At 41.2% G+C, this 21,520-nt stretch carries 21 protein-coding genes and 1 pseudogene; 15 read left to right on the top strand and 7 right to left on the bottom strand.

Annotated features, from left to right (window positions below; translation table 11 throughout):
- Nucleotides 1-6: 6 nt before the first annotated feature.
- Nucleotides 7-1,107: an alpha/beta hydrolase gene (locus NIT04_RS18340; protein ID WP_252504938.1), complete on the top strand. Its 1,101-nt coding sequence runs from the start codon at nt 7-9 to the stop codon at nt 1,105-1,107.
- A gap of 91 nt (nt 1,108-1,198) precedes the next feature.
- On the opposite strand, the gene NIT04_RS18335 is transcribed toward NIT04_RS18340, so the two are convergent.
- The gene (locus NIT04_RS18335) at nt 1,199-2,152 is read right to left on the bottom strand and encodes an aromatic acid exporter family protein (protein WP_252504937.1); all 954 of its coding nucleotides are present in this window, start codon (nt 2,150-2,152) and stop codon (nt 1,199-1,201) included.
- Nucleotides 2,153-2,395: 243 nt separating this feature from the next.
- Here NIT04_RS18335 and NIT04_RS18330 point away from each other — a divergent pair, with 243 nt between their 5' ends.
- The 4 genes from NIT04_RS18330 (at nt 2,396) to NIT04_RS18315 (ending at nt 5,429) form a co-directional block, all read left to right on the top strand.
- The gene (locus NIT04_RS18330) at nt 2,396-2,602 is read left to right on the top strand and encodes a YuzF family protein (RefSeq protein WP_252504936.1); all 207 of its coding nucleotides are present in this window, start codon (nt 2,396-2,398) and stop codon (nt 2,600-2,602) included.
- Nucleotides 2,603-2,670: 68 nt separating this feature from the next.
- Nucleotides 2,671-3,561, top strand: coding sequence for a manganese catalase family protein (locus NIT04_RS18325; RefSeq protein WP_252504935.1), 891 nt, complete (start codon nt 2,671-2,673; stop codon nt 3,559-3,561).
- A 391-nt stretch (nt 3,562-3,952) separates the two neighbouring features.
- A complete protein-coding gene (locus NIT04_RS18320; protein ID WP_252504934.1) occupies nt 3,953-4,882 on the top strand; it encodes a ketopantoate reductase family protein in 930 nt (309 codons plus the stop codon).
- Nucleotides 4,883-4,946: 64 nt separating this feature from the next.
- Nucleotides 4,947-5,429, top strand: coding sequence for a nucleoside deaminase (locus NIT04_RS18315; RefSeq protein WP_252504933.1), 483 nt, complete (start codon nt 4,947-4,949; stop codon nt 5,427-5,429).
- A 307-nt stretch (nt 5,430-5,736) separates the two neighbouring features.
- Here the strand turns inward: NIT04_RS18315 and NIT04_RS18310 are convergent.
- The 4 genes and pseudogenes from NIT04_RS18310 to NIT04_RS18295 all read right to left on the bottom strand — a co-directional run.
- Nucleotides 5,737-6,065, bottom strand: a pseudogene (locus NIT04_RS18310) (transposase); the annotation flags it as partial.
- Nucleotides 6,066-6,440: 375 nt separating this feature from the next.
- The gene (locus NIT04_RS18305; RefSeq protein WP_252504932.1) at nt 6,441-7,133 is read right to left on the bottom strand and encodes an LrgB family protein; all 693 of its coding nucleotides are present in this window, start codon (nt 7,131-7,133) and stop codon (nt 6,441-6,443) included.
- Entirely contained in the window at nt 7,103-7,465 is a 363-nt protein-coding gene (locus NIT04_RS18300; protein ID WP_252505153.1) for a CidA/LrgA family holin-like protein, read from the bottom strand. Before NIT04_RS18300 ends, NIT04_RS18305 begins: the two co-directional genes overlap by 31 nt.
- A 97-nt stretch (nt 7,466-7,562) precedes the next feature.
- Nucleotides 7,563-8,216 (bottom strand): GntR family transcriptional regulator, encoded by a 654-nt coding sequence (locus NIT04_RS18295; RefSeq protein ID WP_252504931.1) that lies wholly within the window; start codon nt 8,214-8,216, stop codon nt 7,563-7,565.
- 520 nt (nt 8,217-8,736) lie between these two features.
- Between NIT04_RS18295 and NIT04_RS18290 the strand changes: the two genes are divergently transcribed.
- From NIT04_RS18290 to NIT04_RS18255, 8 genes are all read left to right on the top strand, one after another.
- A complete protein-coding gene (locus NIT04_RS18290; RefSeq protein WP_252504930.1) occupies nt 8,737-9,903 on the top strand; it encodes a glycerate kinase in 1,167 nt (388 codons plus the stop codon).
- A 16-nt stretch (nt 9,904-9,919) separates the two neighbouring features.
- Complete coding sequence (locus NIT04_RS18285; RefSeq protein ID WP_252504929.1) at nt 9,920-11,371, top strand: SLC13 family permease; 1,452 nt, start codon at nt 9,920-9,922, stop codon at nt 11,369-11,371.
- Nucleotides 11,372-11,384: 13 nt separating this feature from the next.
- On the top strand, nt 11,385-12,068 hold the full coding sequence (locus tag NIT04_RS18280; RefSeq protein ID WP_252504928.1) for a response regulator transcription factor: 684 nt from the start codon (nt 11,385-11,387) through the stop codon (nt 12,066-12,068).
- A 4-nt stretch (nt 12,069-12,072) separates the two neighbouring features.
- The gene (locus tag NIT04_RS18275) at nt 12,073-13,425 is read left to right on the top strand and encodes a cell wall metabolism sensor histidine kinase WalK (protein WP_252504927.1); all 1,353 of its coding nucleotides are present in this window, start codon (nt 12,073-12,075) and stop codon (nt 13,423-13,425) included.
- A gap of 3 nt (nt 13,426-13,428) precedes the next feature.
- Nucleotides 13,429-14,040 carry a hypothetical protein gene (locus NIT04_RS18270; protein ID WP_252504926.1) on the top strand — a complete coding sequence of 204 codons (612 nt, stop codon included), beginning with the start codon at nt 13,429-13,431 and terminating at the stop codon, nt 14,038-14,040.
- A gap of 311 nt (nt 14,041-14,351) precedes the next feature.
- Nucleotides 14,352-16,586 carry an EAL domain-containing protein gene (locus NIT04_RS18265; protein ID WP_252504925.1) on the top strand — a complete coding sequence of 745 codons (2,235 nt, stop codon included), beginning with the start codon at nt 14,352-14,354 and terminating at the stop codon, nt 16,584-16,586.
- A 10-nt stretch (nt 16,587-16,596) separates the two neighbouring features.
- Entirely contained in the window at nt 16,597-18,231 is a 1,635-nt protein-coding gene (locus NIT04_RS18260) for a thiamine pyrophosphate-binding protein (RefSeq protein WP_252504924.1), read from the top strand.
- A gap of 142 nt (nt 18,232-18,373) precedes the next feature.
- The gene (locus tag NIT04_RS18255) at nt 18,374-19,270 is read left to right on the top strand and encodes a DMT family transporter (RefSeq protein ID WP_252504923.1); all 897 of its coding nucleotides are present in this window, start codon (nt 18,374-18,376) and stop codon (nt 19,268-19,270) included.
- 37 nt (nt 19,271-19,307) lie between these two features.
- Here the strand turns inward: NIT04_RS18255 and NIT04_RS19095 are convergent, their stop codons facing one another.
- Complete coding sequence (locus NIT04_RS19095; protein ID WP_256470625.1) at nt 19,308-19,430, bottom strand: hypothetical protein; 123 nt, start codon at nt 19,428-19,430, stop codon at nt 19,308-19,310.
- A gap of 149 nt (nt 19,431-19,579) precedes the next feature.
- On the opposite strand from NIT04_RS19095, the gene NIT04_RS18250 reads away from it, so the two are divergent.
- Nucleotides 19,580-19,858: a hypothetical protein gene (locus NIT04_RS18250; RefSeq protein ID WP_252504922.1), complete on the top strand. Its 279-nt coding sequence runs from the start codon at nt 19,580-19,582 to the stop codon at nt 19,856-19,858.
- Between the two features lie 58 nt (nt 19,859-19,916).
- Here NIT04_RS18250 and NIT04_RS18245 read toward each other — a convergent pair whose 3' ends face one another.
- Entirely contained in the window at nt 19,917-20,084 is a 168-nt protein-coding gene (locus NIT04_RS18245) for a hypothetical protein (RefSeq protein WP_252504921.1), read from the bottom strand.
- 241 nt (nt 20,085-20,325) lie between these two features.
- Between NIT04_RS18245 and NIT04_RS18240 the strand changes: the two genes are divergently transcribed.
- Nucleotides 20,326-21,516: a DUF4317 domain-containing protein gene (locus tag NIT04_RS18240; RefSeq protein ID WP_252504920.1), complete on the top strand. Its 1,191-nt coding sequence runs from the start codon at nt 20,326-20,328 to the stop codon at nt 21,514-21,516.
- Nucleotides 21,517-21,520: the final 4 nt, after the last annotated feature.

The raw sequence follows: 21,520 nt of genomic DNA, 5'->3' as shown, positions 1-21,520 counted from the left end.
TATGGGATGGCTTTGGAGAAGTTAAGAAAGTTTGTGATTGTATGTGGGGGTTCTATTGTTGTATTAATAGTTCTACTACTAGCAATTCGGTCAGTAAACCAGTTGTTTGTTAAGGACAAAGGGGAAGACTTAGTAAGGAATGGCGGAATTAGCGAGGTTGTTGAGTTACAGGTCAATGACACCAAACAGTTCTTGTTAATAGAGGGAAAGGACTTAAATAAACCGGTGCTACTAATTTTACATGGAGGTCCTGGTCAGCCTTTTCCATTTGGTGTAAGTGCTAGGGCCGCTTTTCCTGAGCTTACCGAAAACTTCGTTGCAGTTTACTATGACCAAAGGGGTTCTGGTAAGAGTTACAGCAAGGACATTCCCATAGAAACAATGAACATTAATCAGTTTGTTGAAGATACGAATGTAATTGTAGATTATTTAACGGAGCGATTTCATACCGAAAAAGTCTTGGTAGTAGGTACTTCCTGGGGAACAATTGTAGGAACAAAATATAGTATTCAACACCCCGAGAAGGTGACTGCTTATATTGGTATTTCACAGTTTGTTAATTTTAAGGAAAACCAAATTCGAGCAAGAGACTGGTTATTGAATATTGCGATCAGTAATGGTGACGAAAAAATGCGTAAAGATCTGGAATCCTTTGGGGAACCGTTGTATATAGGAAAACCAGAAGAAAGGTTAATGAAGTATATAGGGGAATATGGAGGAGAAAATTACGGTGACGATGAGGTTCATAAAGCGGATATAGCGGGTTGGTTAGGAACATCACTAGTTTCCCCTGATTACACTTTAGGGGACCTTTATAAAGCATTGGTGTCGGGAGCAACCTTCAGCCTAAAAGAGGCAAAGGATTTACAAGCAGAGATGAATGAAATAAATTTTATTTCAGAGGTAGAGGAACTGAAAATGCCTGTTTATATTTTTCAAGGTGTACACGACAAAATAACAAATTATGAGCTTGCAAAAGAGTATACTGAAAAAATTGAAGCACCTGCCGGAAAAGAGTTTATCATACTCGAGCAGTCCGCACATTATCCTAATGGGAATGATTTAAAAATGATCTTTGAAAAGTTAAAGGAAATTGCATCTAATTAATTGGAGTAAGAACGGGGACAGGTAACTTGACTATTTAAGTCGAGTTACCTGTCCCTGTTGTCATAGTTAAGATAATGACTAGCCTCTGGAGCTAAAGTTTACTTCTACTAACGATGTTCTTCTTAATGATTAAGTAGTTCTTAATTTCGAAGTTTAAATAATATAGATTTGCTCTAATTTCAAATTCTTCCCTAGTCTTCGGTAGTTCTGTTTCACGTATGGACTCTTCATATTCCTCTAATAGCTTTAATGCAACGGTTGTATCTCCTGAATCAACATGTTGACTAATATTGAGAAAGATATTAGCAAGCATGCCTTTTTGTTTCACATCTAACTTTGATGAAGAAACAATGTCTAGGATGCCTGCCATATGTTTTAGGATTTTGAATTGATCCTCTCGCATTTCGAGATAATAATAATCTCTATTCTCTTTTCGTAACAGATGATTTTCTACATCTTGTATAACAATGTTTTTAGCCTGATTAAGTATATTTTCTACTTCGACTAATTCTTTTCCGTTCCAGCTTCGCTCACTGTTCTTTAAAAGTGCTGAAAACTCGTAAAGAATAACGCTGAATTTAGTTTCGATTTCCGTTTTATATTTTTCAATTTCTTCCTTAAAGCTTGGCATAATGCTGTTTACAAGTAAGGCGATTCCTATCCCAATAAAAATGATATAGAGTTCATTCAATAAGTTTTGCAGGCTAGCTTCTTTCACTGTGTAAATATGTAAAATAACAACTATGCTTGTGACAAAACCTTCCTGAATACGTGCCTTTATAAGAATCGGGACAAACAATAAGATAAATAAAGCTAAAACAATCGGATGATATCCTAATAGTTCAAAGCATATAGAACCAAGAATTAAGGATAAAAGTGAAGCGAAGAACTTCTTCCGAATAGAATGCAATGTTCTTTTCTTTGTCTTCTCAATACACATAATAACGATAATCGCTGCAAATGAGGCAAATTCCAAGTCGAGTAAACTCGCAATCCAAATTGCTAACCCTGCCCCTATTGCAGTCTTAATTGTTCGATATCCCATAAGTACCATCCTATTTTCTTTATATTTTATGAAACCAGTAGATATTAATTCTAACAGAAAATCTTGAGAACGCGTTTATCGGTCCAATAGGTAAGAGTAGTTTTCCCCATAAAAGTATATCTTTAACGTTTAGTATGTCCCTCCTCCATCAAAATCTCCCTCAGTTCTTAACTAGGCAAATGCACATTTCTCCATCATATTGCATATATTGCTATGGATTCGAGAAAAGGAGAGTGTTGAGTAATGAATGGTTGGAATCTTCGTGATCCATATGTTTATGAGGCTCTAACTCAATTGCAAAATCAATCCATTTCAGTCCAAACGACACGTGGCTCTGTACGAGGTGTATTACGAATGGTAATGCCAGATCATATCGTTGTTCATATGGGGGGGACACCATTTTATATTCGTACAGAACAGATAATTTGGGTTCATCCAGCGGCGATGTAGGAATAGGCCAAGCTTTATCCAACATATAATGCCAATGGTTAACATTTATGGATGGAGGCATAAAGCTCATGATTAAACGTGTCAATCGAATGGCCATTGATCTTCCTATTCCCGCCCATGGCGATATGAATGCCGCAGCAGCTGTTCAAGAATTAATGGGTGGTAAATTTGGTGAAATGTCCACCTTAAACAATTACATGTTTCAGTCCTTTAACTTTCGTGCGAAAAAAAAGTTTAAACCGTTTTATGATTTAGTTGCGAGTATTACGGCTGAAGAATTTGGTCATGTTGAGTTAGTAGCGAATACAATTAATCTGCTATCCGTAGGCAATACGGGTCCTGGTGATCCTGACATTGCACCGTTGCAAAATGGAAAGGACGCTCGTTATTCATTACATTTCACGACTACTGCTCAAACAGCTTATCCAGGAGATGGGATGGGGAGACCGTGGAATGGCACATACGTCAATAATTCTGGTGTGCTAGTTGAAGATCTCCTTGCCAATTATTTATTGGAAATTGGAGCAAGAACCCATAAGATGAGGGTTTACGAAATGACTACCCATCCAACTGCTTTAACAATGATTGGGTACTTGCTTGTTAGAGGCGGTACTCACATCCTTGCTTATGCAAAAGCAATTGAAATGGCTACAGGAGTAGATGTAGGTAAGATGCTTCCTGTGCCGAGTTTGGATAATACTAAATTTGACTACGCAAAAGGATTTATAAATCAAGGATTAAATAATGTGTTGTATACATGGGGAGAGCCGGAGTATCGGGACATCAATCAAATTTGGAAAGGACCAAATCCTGAAACGGGTGAACAGCTGAGAGTCATTGATGGAATGCCTAAAGGTGCACCTATACCTGATCTCCCAGAGCTTCCAGAACAATTTGCTCCAGGGATTGATCTTGATGATTACCATCGCATTTTAAAACGATTAAAAAGTAATATGTAATAAACAAGAAAAACATTATGTAAGGAAACATTATTATGATGAATTCTAATGTTTATCTATGTGAAAAATTAATTGGATAACAGTGAGGGAAATGGACATATCCATTTCCCTTTACTGTTGTCCGCAGAAGACAATCGCCAGATGAAAAGTAAAATTATTCCATACCTGTAAACTAAGTTTGATATAATTTCAGAAGTAGCTTACAATTAAAAATGTAAACGCTTCACTTTTTATGAGTAATAGAATAACAATCATGTGTTTGAATTTAGAAGGGTTATTAATTTTGGCCGAGCTTCTTGGTTGGTCTGTCAAAACCATGACTGGAAGCAATGCATGATATAATAATTAAGTTGAAAATATGGATAAACAGTTAACGAAAGGTTGAGTTTGTATGAAAATTGGTATCATCGGTGCAGGAGCCATAGGCGGACTTTATGGTGCAGTCTTATCCGAAACGGGACATGACGTTTACTTAATCGATATATATAAAGAACATATAGACGCAATCAATTCTAAAGGGCTTACGATCATGCATGGTGACGAGAAAAAGGTATATACGAATCTTAAGGCGTTCACTGATGGGAAAGAGATCGGTGAAGAACTTGATTTAGTCATTGTTTTAGTCAAAACATATGTTACTGAAATTGCTATGGAGCAAAATAAAAATCTCTTTGGCGACAACACAATCGTGTTAACTCTACAGAACGGCATCGGCAATATTGAGAACATCGCTAAATTCATTGATGAGAGTAAAATTATTGCGGGGACTACGAGTACTGCCGGCTACATTGAAGAGCCTGGTGTCGTACTCCACACAGGCAGTGGGGGAACTGTGATCGGTGAGGTTGATGGTCAAGTCACTGATCGGATCAAAGAAATCCAACGTATGTTTGAACATGAAAAACTCGGGCCATCAAAGGTTTCCGAAAATGTCATGTCATTAATTTGGGAGAAGTTAATTGGCAATTGTGGCATAAATCCACTAGGCGCTCTCACTGGTCTGAGAAACGGTGAGTTGGTAGAAAACGAGGAAACATCTAAATTACAGGATAAGATTGCAGAAGAGTGTCTCATGGTTGCTAAAAAAGCAGGCATTCCTTTACATTTTAATGATTCCTCTATTATTAAAAATTTGGCTAGGAAAACGGCGCCAAACCAGACATCGATGTTGGTCGACGTCTTGAATAAAAGAAAAACAGAAATTATGGCCATCAATGGTGGAGTTGTTCAAAAAGCCAAAGAGCTTGGCCTGGAAGTTCCGATTAATGAAATGCTCGTCAATTTAGTATTGGCAAAAGAGAAAAGTTATTTAAATAAATAACAAAAGTTGATACAGCTGTTCAATTTGGTCTTGGAATAGTAATGCAAACGAGGAGGATTCATTTATGATTAGTAATTCAGATTTGAAACACCTACGACGTTGTATTGAATTAGCAAAAACTGCGCTGGAGAAAGGTGACGAGCCATTTGGTTCTGTCCTTGTCTCAGCCAACGGAGACGTGCTTGCAGAAGACCATAATCACGTTGCAGGTGGAGACCATACACAACACCCGGAATTTGCTTTGGCACGATGGGCGGCCTCGAATATGACCGCTGAAGAAAGAAGCAAGGCGACGGTATATACTTCTGGCGAGCATTGCCCTATGTGCGCTGCAGCCCACGGGTGGGTTGGATTAGGTCGGATCGTTTATGCGAGTTCATCCGAACAGCTAGTACAATGGCTGAGTGAAATGGGAGTTGCCCCATCGCGCGTTCGGAATCTTCCTATCCAAGATGTTATTCGTGATACGACAATCGATGGCCCTGTCCCTGAACTGGCTGAGGAAGTTCGTGAACTCCATCGCCATTTCCATGCAAGCAGACAATAAACACAGCATATCTCTCTACCACATAATAAAGTCCAATTTCCAAAAAAGAGATTGGACTTTTCGGACTGTAGACAAAAGGGATGGAAATCGAATTGTTTTCCATCCTTTTGTCTTATTAAACGCATTGATGCAAAAACGTTAGACTGACGCGACGTTGATTTCCGTTCCGGGCGGACGCTTTCCGGGGGGCTTGCCCTCAGCCTCCTCGTCGCTTTGCTCCTGCGGGGTCTTCACGCTGCGCTGATCCCCCAGGAGTCGCCGCCCTGCACTCCAATCAACTGGATTACCCTTAGGTCAACGGCATCATTCAAGTAACGCTTTCAGCCGGCGTTTTCCATGTCCAGCTGGCCAGCTTCTTAAGATTTAGAGCAGCAAAAGTCAGCATCGCCTGCCATGCTTTTCTATGGCGACGGCTAAGACACGCTCGATCGTCTCTGTACGCTTCCTGTATATTTCCTTGACTTGGTAGTTATGTCGCAAGTCCTCAGCTACATCCAAATAGTCTTGCCAGATATGACGTTGAATCAACTTTTGGTGATTCTTGCTCTGCGTGCATTGGCCAATCACTGGACACGTAGCACAAATAGAAGGAATTGAGGCATACTGTTCTTCATCATATCCATCGCCTAATTCAGTTAATAGGAAACACCGTTGATTGGAGCGGAGAGCGGCGACTCCTGCGGGAACAGTACGAGCTGAAGACCCTGGACTGAGCGAAAGCCGTAACGAAGAACGGCTTTTGCGAGTAAAAGCGTAGCGTTACGAGCATAGGGGTGCTGTCTAATTTCTGCACAACCCGCAGAAATTAGACAAATCGAACCCTTCGCTGTTCGATTGGCTGAAGCCGTGCCCGCGGAAAGCGTCCGCTCGCAGCGGAAATCAATATTGTAGCTTTATCTCTTTTTTAAAAGAAAAAAGACTGCAGGCAAACACCAAAATCCATGGTATTTGTCTACAGTCTGCAAAGTCCAATCTCCAAAAAAGGAGAATTGGACTTTTCTTATTGGCTTCTTAAATGTGAAATACCCACACAACAATCGGACCAAGAACAGAGCCGATGATTGCACATAACGCCATTGTGACAGAACTCATCGAAAAGGTGAGTTCGCCGTATTCCGCTGCTTTCGCAGTCCCTATCGCATGCGATGCACTGCCAAGAGCGATGCCTCTTCCCATGGGGCTACGCACCCGCAACCATTTAAAAATAGAAGGTGCAGCGATTGCGCCAAAGATTCCTGCAATCATAACACCGACAACTGCCAGAGAGGCATTTCCGCCTAATCCTTTAGCTACTTCTATTGCAATGGGAGTGGTAAGAGATTTTGGGATAAGGGAAAGAGTTAATGAATGATTCACCCCGAAGATTTTAGCGAGGAGAGCAACACTGACCATTCCGGAAGTGGCACCAACAAATACTCCCCCTATTATAGGAGCTAAGTGATCTAGTAAAAATTGACGCTGTTTATACAAAGGGTAAGCGAGTGCGACGACGGAAGGACCTAAAAGGGAACTGATCCATTGCCCTCCAGACATATAGCTTTCATATGGAATATGAAACAAAGACAGGATGATGATAATAATAGTAGTCGCAGTTAAAACAGGTATTAAAAATGAGTAAGAATACTTCTTATATATTTTCGACATCGCGAGATAAGCAATGACAGTTAATAAAATCATGCAGATTGCGAGTGGGCCTTGTTGCATTCTTTATCATCCTTTCTCTTTTGTGCCTTATTCTCAAAAAATTGACCTGCCGTTCCTGTAATTGCAATGGAAATGACTGTACTTAACAGAACAGCGAGGATGAACAACGCACCTTGAAAAGAAAGTAACGAAGAATAGTTCATGACACCAACTGTCGTTGGAATGAAAAATAACATTAATAAACTCAGTAAAAATCCGGCTCCGTTTTCAATCCATTTAACGGGGACGATTTTGAAACATAAACAAGTAAAGAGTAATAAGAGTCCTATAATACTCCCTGGGATCACTAAGTGGAAAAAGTTCTGAATAACGTTTCCAATATACGAGAACATATATAAAATACAAACTTGCAAAATAATGGTGAGAGCTTTCTTGACGTGTTGCTCCAAAACAATTTCCCTTCTTTCTAATGAAAATTAATCCTTTCCTTCAACCCTGAAAATTTACCATTAATGTGGCGTATGCCTTATCAATATGGTTCAAAACAGCGTCCGTTGTTTGGCGTACATTCCTTGCTTTCAGTCCCTCGATGATTAATGTATGTTCATAGTGAATCTCATCCAAGCTTTTCCCGGCCTTCAATGAAGCGAATCGATACCAATTAAAATGGTCGGTGAGATTTTCAATCAATTGATACAGACGGAGATTTTGACTTAACTCTGCTAAAAACAAGTGAAAGGAAGAATCGCAGTACACAAACTGTACAGGGTCTTCCTTATTGCCAGATAGTTGTTCATCCAGCTCCTCGATTTTAGCAATTGCTTCGTCGTCAAGAAGAGGAATGAGCAGTTCGATAACCAATACTTCATTAGCCTTCCGCAGTTGGAAAATGTCATCAACGTCGCTTTTATTAATGGTTTTAATGAAAATTCCTTTTCGAGGTACAGATGTAATCCAACCTTCCAATTCCAGCTGTTGCAAAGCTAATTTTAAAGGGGTACGGCTAATTCCAAGACTTTCACTAAGCGAACGTTCATTTAACATGGAGCCAGGTTCGATTTCGTGCTGAATAATGGCCTTCTTAATTTCGTTATATGCGTGGTCCTTAAATAATTGGGGTTGTTCTGCCTTTAGAAAGTTCATCAATTTCATCCTTTAACATAATAGTCTTTAGTAGATCTTCAGTGAGTAGCACCACTGCTATTAAACAAGAAATGAGGGAAACAACTACTGGCATCTGGTATACCAGATGCCAGTAAGAAAAGTATATCATTTGTATTTCCCCTAAACAACCTTTGAAAAGGTTAGCCACTATTAATCCCCAACTCATTAGATTTATAGGAGCATTCGTTGATTGGAGCGGAGGGTGGCGACTCCTGCGGGAAGAGCGCGAGCTGAAGACCCTGGACTGAGCGCAGCGTTGGGAGCACATGCTGTCTAATTTCTGCACAAAACACAGAAATTAGACAAATCGAACCCTTCGCTGTTCGATTGGCTGAAGCCGTGCCCGCGGAAAGCGTCCACTCGTAGAGGAGATCAATATAATCTTCTATTGTTTAACCTCCAAAACCATTTCTAATCATTTATTAATCTATCTCTCAAAATATATTAGCTTTTGATAGGTACATTACAAGTAATCAATGATTTCAAGGAGGAAATTCACATGAAGATTGTAATTGTACCGTCGGGGTTTAAGGAATGTTTAGACGCGGAAGATGTCGCCATTGCGATGGCTAAAGGGGTAAGGCGATTTGATAAGGAAATTGATGTTGAAGTTGTGCCGATGATTGATGGAGGGGAAGGGTTTGCAAAAACAATTGTGAGCTTAAAAGCGGGCGAACTAATCTATAAAGAAGTGACAGGCCCTGTTGGAAAGAAGATTGTAAGCCATTTTGGAATCTTTACTGAGAACAATAAACGGACAGCCGTCATAGAGATGGCGGCTGTTGCTGGGTTGAAGCATGTTCCTCGAGACCAACGAAACCCGTTGAAAACGACTACATATGGGGTAGGCGAACTGATACTTGCAGCCCTTGACCTTGGTGTCGACCATATACTTGTCGGCTGTGGGGATTCCGGCACATCCGATGGCGGCTCGGGGATGGCACAGGCTCTCGGTGTGAAGTTTTTCGATCATCATCATAAGCAGCTGATCATTCAAGGTGGCGAAGATTTGCTAAAGGTTGCCCATATTGATTCGACTCATGTAGACAAACGACTCGCGGATGTTTCCATTGACGTTGCTTGCAATTGGACGAACGTACTTTGCGGAGAGAAAGGGGTCGCCCGAGTCTTTGGTCCGCAAAAAGGAGCGACTCCACAACAAGTAGAAAAATTGTCAGCTGCACTGGAGCACTATGCCGCTTTAATCCAAAAAAACTGTTCACTCGATGTCAGGACTCTGCCAGGCAGCGGCGCATCCGGCGGGCTTGGAGCAGGGTTAATTGCCTTTACAGGCGCAACCCTTCACCCTAGGTTCGATCTTATTAAAAATTATATTAATATAGAGGAAAAAATTGCGGGTGCGGATATCGTCCTCACGGCAGAAGGCAGTATCGATTTCCAAACGCCGAACGGAAAAATCCCAGCTGAAGTAGCTAGGATTGCGAAAAAGAATCAAATTCCGGTTATTGCAATCACAGGAACAATCGGTAAAGGTGCAGATCTAAACTACCAGGCAGGTATCGATGCATACGCAAGCATCATTCAAAAACCAGCAACATTAGAAAAGGCGATCAGCAAAGCACCCCAATGGATTGAAGACAGCATTGTAGCAGTTCTCCGTCAAGTGAGCGTAGGACTACGGATTGCTAGAAGAAAAATGGCATAGATGAGGTGGTGGACCGATGATTACGAGAATGAATAAAAGAAGGACAAAAGAAAGCTTCGCAGTTGCTCTAGTCGACAGAATTTCAACGGCAACCTTGGGGATTATTAGTGTCCATGTCTTCTACTTGATGATCATTGCTTCAGCCTCCCAACTTGGCTATGCTGCCAAGGTATCTCTTTTTGCATTCTTGTCTGCTATGACTTTATGGGTTGCGACCAAAATTCCTGCAGGGTTCGTAGCAGTCTCGCTACTCCTATTTATTGTATTATGTAAAGCGGGCAAACCAGATCTCCTCTACAATTCCCTTTCGGAGGAAATTGTATGGCTGATGGTCGGATCATTTATTATAGGAGAAGCGGTCAAACAATCAGGGCTTGCAACACGTTTTGTTGAGTCGATCGTAAGATACTCCAGTAACAAAAATAGAGTGCTAGGAGGTGTTTCATCGGCATTGTTCGCCTCCGCGTTTTTTATCCCATCCACTTCTGGAAGGGCCGCTCTTTCCATGCCGATGTTACAACAGTTGCGCAGCAAGTTTTCCGCCAAGGAACAAAGTGTGTTGGCGATCATGGCGCCAGTCGTTATTTTAATGAGTACTTCCGCAACATTAATAGGAGCTGGCTCCCATCTGATTGGAATAGGGTTATTGGAAACGACGGTAGGACAATCCATTTCATTTGTCCAATGGCTTATTTGGGGTGTACCGTTTGCCCTCATTATTACCATTATTTCAGTCGTTGTTATTAAGCTCATGTTATGGCCGAAAGAAGTATCGAACGAATTTGAAGCGACGGAGAGCGGAAAAGATAAACTGCCGAATAAACCATTTGGGAAAAACGAAAAAAAGACATTGGTCATCATTTTCATTTTGATGGCCGGTTGGCTGTCAGAGAGCATCCACGGTTATGACATTGCTTTTATTACGATGCTTGGCGCGGTACTAGTCATGCTACCAAACTATGGAGTGATTACTTGGAAACAAGGAATTAAGTCGGTATCATGGAATCTAATTCTATTTGTGGCTGCAGCAACGGCACTTGGGCAAGTTTTAGTAGACTCTGGCGTTGTCTCTTGGATTGAGAAAGGGATGTTCAGCGCTATTCACCTATTTAGCGAAGCGCCTGAGTGGATGCTTGTAAGTATTATTTTACTTGTAACTGTCACGAGCCATTTATATATTACATCTCATACGACAAGGGCGATTGTTTTCATCCCAAGTTTTATAGTGTTCAGCCAAAGTATAGGAATGGACCCGGCTGCAGTAGTTTTTCTAAGTTTAATAGGGATGAATTACTGCATAACGGTACCTGTCAGCTCGAAAGCTTTACTGCTTTTCTACGAAGAAGGAGAAGTATCCTACGATGCAAAGCAGTTAGCCAAAGTCAGCTCCGTTTTAATGCCGATTTATTTACTTGTCATGCTCTTATTTTATTTCACGTACTGGCAGTGGACAGGACTGCATTTATAAATGAGGTGATAAAATGTCTGACCATATATTAATTATCGAAGATGATTATAAAATAGCTCGAATCATTCAGCTCGAACTGGAATATGAAGGCTATGAAGTAAGCATCGCCCACACAGGCCGGGAAGGCATGGCCTTAATTGAAAACAAAAAGATAGATTTGGTGATTCTGGATGTCATGATTCCCGAATTAAATGGGATGGAAGTATTGAGACGTATCCGTCAGGCGAATAACGAAATTATTGTCATTATGCTAACAGCCCGGAGCTCAGTGTTTGATAAAGTGAATGGCCTTGACTTGGGTGCTAATGATTATATGACAAAACCGTTCGAAATTGAGGAACTGCTAGCCAGGATCCGCACGAATCTCCGTTTTAAGCCAAAGAGCATTGCGGTGAAAAAAACAGTCCATAAAATTGGCTCTGTTGAAATCAATACCAATACAAGAGAAGTGTACAAATGCGGCAATTTAGTGGAGTTGACTCCGAAGGAATATAACTTGCTTCTCTACTTGGTGACAAATAAAAATCAGGCGATCGAGCGGGAACAGATTTTAACGGAAGTATGGGGCTATGATTATTACGGTGATACAAATATAGTAGATGTTTATATCCGCTATTTACGAAAAAAATTAATAGACTCAAAGGAAGAATCATTCATTCAAACTGTCCGTAGTGTCGGTTACATGATAAAGGACTAACCTCATGAAATTGCAAACGAGGATACAGTTATTTACGACGGTTGTATTAATCGTGCTGTTGCTAGCTGCCAATACGAGCATTTATTTCATCTTCAAAAATACTAGTATTTCATCAGAACTAAATCGACTGTCGAACATCTCTAATCATATCCTTATAGAGATGAATGAGAAGCCCGATATTTCAATGGAATCCATGCTGCAAGCATATTTGCTTAGTGACGGATTGATCCGAACTGTAATAAAAAAGGAAAGGAATCCGTCCATTCAAGTTTTTACTGACAATGCCTATCGGACAATTCCATCCAGCTATTATGAAAAACAGTTTGAGGGAGTCATTGAATTTGAAAATTCGATGTTTGCGATTGTTTCCATTCCCGCTATAAGTGAAAGCGGCGAAATTATTAACCTGCAGTTAATCGAGAATATTGATCTGTTGTATGAAAATATACAGGAATTAAAATGGGTGTTAGTGATGACTACCATAGTCGTCATCATCATTTTATATGTCACAAGCGGTTTTGTAGGGAGGTTGATTTTATTACCGATTCAACGGTTGACGAATACGATGAACATGATCGAAAAAAGAGGGTCGTTTGAAAAGATTGCTGTTGCTTGTGAATCGAAGGATGAAATAAATAAAATGGCCATGACGTTTAATCGAATGATGACAAAGCTAGAAGCGAGCTATTTAAAGCAAGAACAATTTGTTTCAGATGCTTCTCATGAATTGAAGACGCCTTTGACGGTCATAGATAGTTACATAAAAATGTTGAAACGCTGGGGGAAAGAGAGACCGGATATGCTTGAGGAAGCTATCCATTCGATTGAATCGGAATCGCACCATATGAAATATTTAACCGAGCAGCTTTTGCAATTGGCAAAAGTGGAAGAGGGTATTGAATATGAGAAAGAAGTGGTGGACATTGCCGCTATTGTTGGGAGCACGATTCAGCGGTTGCAGCCGTCCTTTAAACATACGATTCACTTTCTGAATGCTTCCGGTTATAGTTACGTCAAAATACATGAACAAAGCTTTGTTCAATTGCTTGTCATTTTGCTCGATAATGCCAATAAGTACAGTGACGATAGTATAACAGTGGAAATGACGGAAAGTAAGGGCTATGTAAGTATTTCGGTGAAGGACAAGGGAGTCGGCATACCGAAAGATGCACAAGCCTATGTCTTTGATAGAATGTTCAGGGTTGATAAGACGCGAAGCCGCAAAACGGGCGGAACAGGGCTTGGCTTGGCAATTGCAAAAAAGGTCGTAGAGCAGCATGACGGCAAGATCATTCTTGAAAGTGTAGAAGGGATGGGTTCGAATTTTATAGTGACCCTTCCGAAGCTGGAGGTATAAAAAATGAAGGTGAAGCTCCTTCTGATAGGTTTTATCATTCTTGGCCTATTGTTTTCGCTGTTTCAGATTTTTAGTGATTCTTCAGCGGAATTCACTGAAAAAGAAGCCCAAGATGTAGCTGTAAAGCTCTACGGTGGAAAAGTGCTCGACTATGCCGAGCAAAATGGAAACTACCAAATGACGCTTGAAAACGATAGAGGAGTTTATTATTTGGTTGTCGATGGAAAAACCAAAAAGGTGAATACAATAAAACTTATTGAGAAAAAAGAAGAACTTGACTTGGCTGGCGATAAAGTCGTCGGTACGAGCGAAATCTCTGGCGATGGAGATGATGGAGACGGCGGGATGAGTATAAGAGAAGAGAAGCGTGAAGCGATATACGAAAAGAAGGCAAAAGAAATTGCTTTGCAGCAAGCTCGTGGAATCATTACGAATGTTGTAAAGGTCACGACACAAAAAGGTGATCATTACAAAGTGACGATTGATAGCATGCAAGAAGTTGCACATGTGTATGTTCAGTCTGACACAGGCAAAGTATCCTCAGTGTCATCCATTCCAAAAAAGCAGACGGATGATGAAGACGACGACGATGATGACCATGACGACGATGATTAAAGTGCCAATCGACCTTCATTGAAGCGCGAAATTATTTGCCACTCATTGAGCTGAACTATATAACTTATATAGTTCAGCTTTAAGAATTTATGGAAAACTAAATAAATCTGAAAGAATGCCGATAGCCTTTATGTAGGCTATTTTTTGTTTTATGCGGAAAAGCCATTTCGATATTCACCTTGTAATTTCTTCCTATTAACTTTATAATTATCTAATATATTTAAAAATACATCACAAGCCGTAATAACAATTTTTTGCATCAATGTTTATTGCTCTCAAACCCATAGAATTACAGATTTGGAGAGAAAAGTATGAGTATTCATGATAATTTATATATAACAGAGTCGAATCGGTTTTGCAAAGAGGCCGGGATGGATCCGAATGTCGTATCGAGACCGAAACATTTTCTGACAGATAAGGAACTGACAGCAAAGAGAACATCGTATACTGAAATTTTATCCGTAGTCAGTTTCTTTTCAAATAAGCTATTGGACTCCTTAAAAGGTACGCCGATTCTCGTTGTCGTCTCGGATGCGAAAGGCTACCTTCTTGACATAGAGGGCGATGAAACGATCAAAGAGACGATCAAGCAATTTGGAATTCAAATAGGCAGCTTGTTCACTTTGGAAGATACGGGAACGAATGTAATCAGTCTTGCTTTACAGCAAAAACACCCAATCAGTATTATCGGCACACAGCATTTCCATTCTTTCCTCCATGAAATCGCCTGCTACGGCACGGCATTCCGTTATACAGATGAAAACAGCCTGCTTGGCAGCGTATCCATTATGATGCCTATCCAGTTTCAGAATCCACTGTTCCTTACGATGCTAACACAAGCCGTCGATTCGATTGAACGCGAACTTTTATTACGGAAGCAGAATAAGAAGCTCGACATTATGAACCAAATTATGCTGAGCAGGACTAGAAATGGAATTGTCATTACGGACGAGAATGGAATCACCACCGAATTCAACGATTTTGCACAACAACTTTCAAGCAATAAAAGAGAGGTTGTCATCGGAAGAAACATTTGCGAATCCCCTATAACTGGTACTTATTTTAAGGAAGTACTAGAAAGAGGGAAAATATTTAAGGATGAAGAGATTCAGTTTTTCGATCAAGAAGGGAAACTGGTGGTCTGCCTCTTCGATGCTCAGCCAATCTATGAAGACGACAATATGATAGGTGCTTTCGGTCAGTTCCGGGACATTTCGGATCGCTACTTCCTTCAAAAAAAATACAATTACTTAGCCTATCATGATGACCTGACAAATCTCCCTAATCGAAGATTCATCAATGAAGAAATTGATAATATCATTAAGGAAATAAACGCAGGACACAAGAGGTCGTTAGCCCTTCTATATATCGATTTGGACCGCTTCAAAGTAATAAACGACACATTCGGCCATGCATCAGGAGATAATTTTCTAAAGAAAGTAAGCGAACGTTTAGCCAGCTGCCTCGAGAGAAACGATGTGCTCGCCCGTATGGGGGGAGACGAATTCATCTTCGTGCTGAAAGATTTCGAGGACTCCAACTATGTTATGAAAAAAGCCGAAAAAATTCTGAAACTATTTGAGGAATCATTTTATATAGGCAATGATGAATTGCATACTTCAGCGAGTATTGGAATTGCAATTTATCCGGATTACCCCATTTCAATGGAGAAGCTAATGGTCTACGCGGACAACGCGATGTACAAAGCAAAGGAAAAGGGGAAAAATCGTTACAGTGTGTATACTACTGGACTATTAGCGGGGTTGGAGGATGAATACAGACTCGAAGCCGACTTACGGAGGGCCGTGGAGAATGATGAATTCGTACTCCATTACCAGCCACAAATTCATCCTAAGACCGGTACATTAGTTGGGTTGGAAGCGTTGATCCGCTGGCAACACCCATCGCTGGGACTACTGTCACCGGATAAATTCATCAGGTTGGCTGAAGATAACGGACTGATCAATCAAATCGGCAAGTGGGTCATCAATGAGGCGTCTTCCCAAAATAAAAAATGGCAGGATGCCGGATTCAATCCGCTCAAGGTATCTGTCAATCTATCCACACAGCAATTCCTTACGAAGGACCTCATTACATTTATGGAGGATACGCTTGCACAGACCGGACTTGATCCACAATATCTCGTTGTCGAGATCACTGAGTATATGGCGATGGAATACGAGTACTCCTTGAAAGTGTTGCAAAAATTGAAAGAGATCGGTATCGGTATTAGTATTGATGATTTCGGCACTGGTTATAGCTCGCTGACGTATCTAAACAATTTTCCGATTGATTTCATTAAGATCGATAAATCATTTGTCTTTGAAATAATAGATGACCATCCGAATGCCTATATTGTGAAAGCAATCATCAAACTGGCCCATAACCTTCAAATGGAAGTCATTGCAGAAGGGGTGGAGACAAAGGAGCAGCTGGATTTCCTAATTGATCAACAATGCGACTTTGTACAAGGCTTTTATTTTAGCAAACCCCTTCCGGCAGATGAAATTGAAAGAATCTACTTAGATAAGAACAATAGAGAGTGAGATACCTAAAATGAAAACAGTCGCTTCTATATTAGCATCAAATTTTAAACATTGGGGACTAGGACATATTTTCGGCATTCCGGGAAAAGCGGTTTCACCGATCCTCTTCGAGCTATTAAATGAGAACATTGAGTTTGTATTAACCAAACATGAAGCAGCCGCAGGATTTGAAGCTGCAGGCTATGCCTTAATGAATGAGAAAATTGGAGTCGCCGTCGGTACGTCTGGACCTGGCGGGACAAACTTGATTACGGCTGCCGGCCAGGCGTCAGCCTCGCACTTGCCTTTATTAATCATTACCGGGCACCCTTCCATGAAGGAGACGGGTAAGGCGTTAGGACAAGACTCCAGTCAATTTGGCACCGATTTGGTGAATATGTTTAAACACGTAACCAAGTTCAGTGAACGTGTCGAGCGTGGCGATATGCTGGAGCCATACTTGCAGCATGCTCTTGAGAAAGCGTTATCCGGCGTAAAAGGACCGGTACATTTGTCCATCCCGTTCGATGTATTATTGGAAGAAATCGAGCCATTTGAACTGGACCTGCCGACAACGTACGAAATGATCTCACCAAAAACGAGAGACGTTGTCGAAAAATTAAACCATGCATCCCGTCCGCTTCTATTCATCGGTAAGGGCGTCCATTCCAGCCGAGCATATGAAGAAGTGCAACAACTTGCCGAGAATTGGAACATTCCGGTCATCACGACGCCGGGAGGAAAAGGGGCTTTCCCGTCCAATCACTCACTTTCATTAGGAGCTTTCGGATTGGGGGGCACTCCAGAAGCGGCTCAATATTTCCAAGAAAAGATAGACCTGTTAATCGTTATCGGGTCCAAGTTAAGTGATATGTCAACAGCAGGCTTATCCGAAGCGATGTATCCCGAGCATATCATTCATTTCGATTACGACCCGACATTCATTGGGAAATCGATCAAAGTCCCAACGACACCTGTACTGGGCGATATCAAAACGAACTTACAAACGATTCTCCTGGACATACCCGAATCAAATAGTGAGGGTTATTTATCCAAGCCTGAGACGATGCCGCTTCAAGATAATGTAGCTGGTGAGCGAATGTCTGCAGTACAAGTAATACGAGCTATGCGCAATTCACTTCCGGAGGACGCAATCGTATTCGGAGATGACGGCAGTCACTCCTTCTATGGCATCAAGCATTTTGACATTTACAAGCCAGGCACCTACTTTTTCGATGATATTTTCGGCGCGATGGGCAACGGAATCGGCTATTCCATCGGAGCGCAGCTGGCTGCCCCTGAAAAGACCGTCATCTGCTTAGTAGGAGATGGTTGTATGTTCATGCATGGTACGGAAATCTCGACTGCATATAACTATGACGCGCCTGTCCTCTTTATTGTCGTCAATAACGGACGGCTGGACATGGTGGAAAAAGGCATGCGAAAAATGATCGGTACATCCATCGGGGGTATTTATGAGACACCGATGGATGCTGCAAAATTTGCACAGTCTATGGGACTGTCAGCATATACTTGTCACAATCCGTTCGAATTAAGTGACCGCATTGTGGAAGCCCTGAGGCTCACAAAAGAAACGAACAAGCCAATCGTTATCGAAGCATTAGTCGATGAAAATGAAATTCCACCGACGATGGGAAGACAGTGACCAGGGAAAAATAGCATACGATATGGCACCGAGACAATGGTAAATTGTTTTGGTGCCTTTTAAGTGGTGACTATGGTAGATAGCCTTTCGGTTATTTATGATACAATAATTAGGTTATCTTTAAGCTTCAGGGAGGATTATCATGAAAGTAAATAAGGGGATATTATTTGTATTACTAGGTGCTGCATGTTTTGGTTTTACACCGATATTTGCCAAGTTGGGGTTTGGCTTCGGCTATACACTTGGGCAGATTAATATCGTTCAAATGACTATTTCCTTTATTTTATTATGGGCTCTCACACTAATTAAACGGCCAAGTTTCAAAGGTCTTACGAAGAAGAACGTTATGCAAATCATGATGACCGGTTGTTTTATCGGCTTGACGACTATATTTTATTATGCCTCTATGCAATATTTACCGGCTTCATTGGCAATTATTTTAATGTTCCAGTTCATATGGATCGGCATTATTATAGAATGGGTTTTCAGTAAAGCAACACCTTCGCCTGTAACAATTTTATCCATAGTATTAATTTTAGTAGGGGTCTTTTTCGCTTCGAATATTATTAATGGAGACGTACAGGGGTTGCCTATAAAAGGTTTAGTATTTGGGATTCTCTCTGCATTTACGTATGCAGGCTTTATTTTTTTCAGTGGAAAGGTCGCTGTCAACGTGAATGCATTGACGCGGAGTTCTTTAATGGTGACGGGATCAACCGTCTTAGTGTTTGTCCTATTTGCGCGTGACATTCCAGCTGTACTCCCATTGGAAGGAAACTTAATCATGATTGCTATTGGGGTGTCATTATTTGGTGCCGTCCTTCCACCACTGTTTTATGCGGTAGGAGCACCGTTAGTTTCGGGAGGAATCGCAAATATACTAACTTCGATTGAGTTACCTATTACAATCCTATTGGCAAGCGCCATTCTGTCAGAAATGGTAACGCCGCTTCAATGGCTAGGTACCGCTATCATACTAGTGGCGATCGCATTGAATGAGCTTGGCACTAATCTCTTCCGCATGAAGAAGCTCCAGTAAAATATAAAAACACCAGCCTCTCACCTGGCTGGTGTTTTTAGCTGTCATCATTTTGAAGCTCTCTGTAAAGAGCTTGAGCCTTTTGCTCGGCCATTTGCTTATCCTTGTCATAGATTGTGATCAGTTTATTTCCGATAATAAAGTTGTATTGTTTCGTCATGTTATTCACCTCCTTGTTCAATTACTTTCTATGTATACCACTCCTCAAATGTTTTAAACATATGCTTTCAAAAGGCGCATAGTTCCCGACGAATTCACAATACTATGCTCGCAGTAACTAATCCTATTTGCAGGAGGGGAAATCATAAAATGGCGAACGACTCAAAACCGAGTTGGAAAAAGGATCATCCGAGCACCTTTTTAAGCAATTCTGTCCAGAAGGCGGATCGTTCGGTGAAGCAGGCGATGTCGCATCCGGAGGAGATGGCAGTTGAGCATGCATTCAATTCAATCTTGCGTGCTGAAAATGCATTCGCGAACGCTGTGGAACGCAATGAGCATATGGATACGGTTCAACAGAACAAGGAACAGTTGGAATTGATGAAAGAGCAATGGAATGAAGTGTCAGAGCAAGTCGAAGACCAGTAATGTAAGAAGGCAACCCCCGTAGATTTATGGGGGTTTATTTATTTCCTGACTGCGGCAATCAAAAATGCCTCTTCTCTTCTCTCACCGATAAAATCTCCACCCCGGCTCCATACTTTCCTCTAATCACTTTTCTCGCACCAATAGGATTTCGCGCGATGACTTGCTTGATTTGTTTTGTCCCGTTATTTTCCATCTTCACAAGGAAGCATTTTGATCCACACATCATGGGAAATCCCTCGTTTCATTAGGAGTGAGCTCATTTGCTTCATTGTAGGATAACTCCGCCCAAATAGGAAATACTCTGCAATAGCGGCCTGATTGACACACGTATTATTCAAAATTAAATGTGTTCCTGCTATCCTCACAAACATTGATATAATAAAGGAGTGTCAAAAGCTGAACGATAGCTATGGACGCTCTTTTTTACGTACTTGAAATAATAGATTAGCCAGGGAGTTGAAATATAAATGAACAAGAAAGCCATTGCAGATTTCCGTAAACGTTTCAAGTTAGATACGGATTTATTGAAAATTATCGATATTTATAATGTATATGTTCGGCAGGAGAACAATGAAATCTATCACGAGGTGAGCCAACCATTTGCTCTTTTGGACCGCGAGCAACAGGAATTGTTCCTTGCCAATTTCAAAAAAGTGTTGGGCGGCAAACTCGATGCAAAGCTTTTTGAAGTGAAGTTCCGAAGCCAATCGGAAGAGGAAACAGATCATACGCAGCAGATTTTATATGATGGTCTCCAGTCGGACAACGTAGAAGATTGGAAGGCGGAAATGCAAAAAATTGCTCAAAAGATGGTGCAGGACACTCAATATGAAAAAGACATCGTCGTCACGTTCATCCGCGGGAATTATTACAAACCGACGAAACGGCATAGCGAAGAGGCGGAAGTGGCGGACCGGGATGAAGTGTACAAGAACCCGTTCATTCTTTGCAGCATGAATCAGACCGATATGCCAAAACAATCCCTTATATTTGATTTCAATGAGAAGAAATTCAAGTCGCGCATAACGCTAGACCCGATCATCAATCTAACTTCTCCGATCGGTGGCTTTTTATTCCCATGCTTTACGGATAACGCGGCAGACGTTAACCATGTCTTATATGCGGCGGGCAAAGCGAATAAGCCGAACTTCCACTTTATCGAAAATGTGTTGGATGGCGAGGAGATTATGACTGCCGAGGAAGATAAAGTCGTTTTTGAAGAGATCGTCAAATCGGTTGTCGGCGAAGAAATGAATACACGAACGATTGCGAGCGTGTATGACGAGATCCAACGCATGATGGAGGTGGACGACGAGGAAGAGGAAGATGAAAGCACACCTACATTGGATACGAAAGAGTTGACTCGTGTACTGAAAGCGAGCGGCTTGGAAGACGTCGATACCGAGAAAGTGGAAAGAGCATTCCGAAAAGTGATCGATGATGATACGTATGAAATGAAAGCAAGCCATATCGTCCCAAGTTATACTTCGAAATCGATCAAAATCGAAACGAAAGTGGCGAATATCTCCATCAGCCCACAAGACTTGCGGTTTGTAAGGCAAGTTGAAGTGAACGGTAAAACGTGCATTTTGATTGAGGTGGAAGAGGACACGATGATCGAAGGATTTACACTCCTTTCGGAAGAGCTGTTGGATTAGGAGA

It is taken from the genome of Sporosarcina sp. Marseille-Q4943 (assembly GCF_943736995.1).
Lineage (GTDB): Bacteria > Bacillota > Bacilli > Bacillales_A > Planococcaceae > Sporosarcina.
This window is presented reverse-complemented; position numbering and strand designations above follow the sequence as displayed.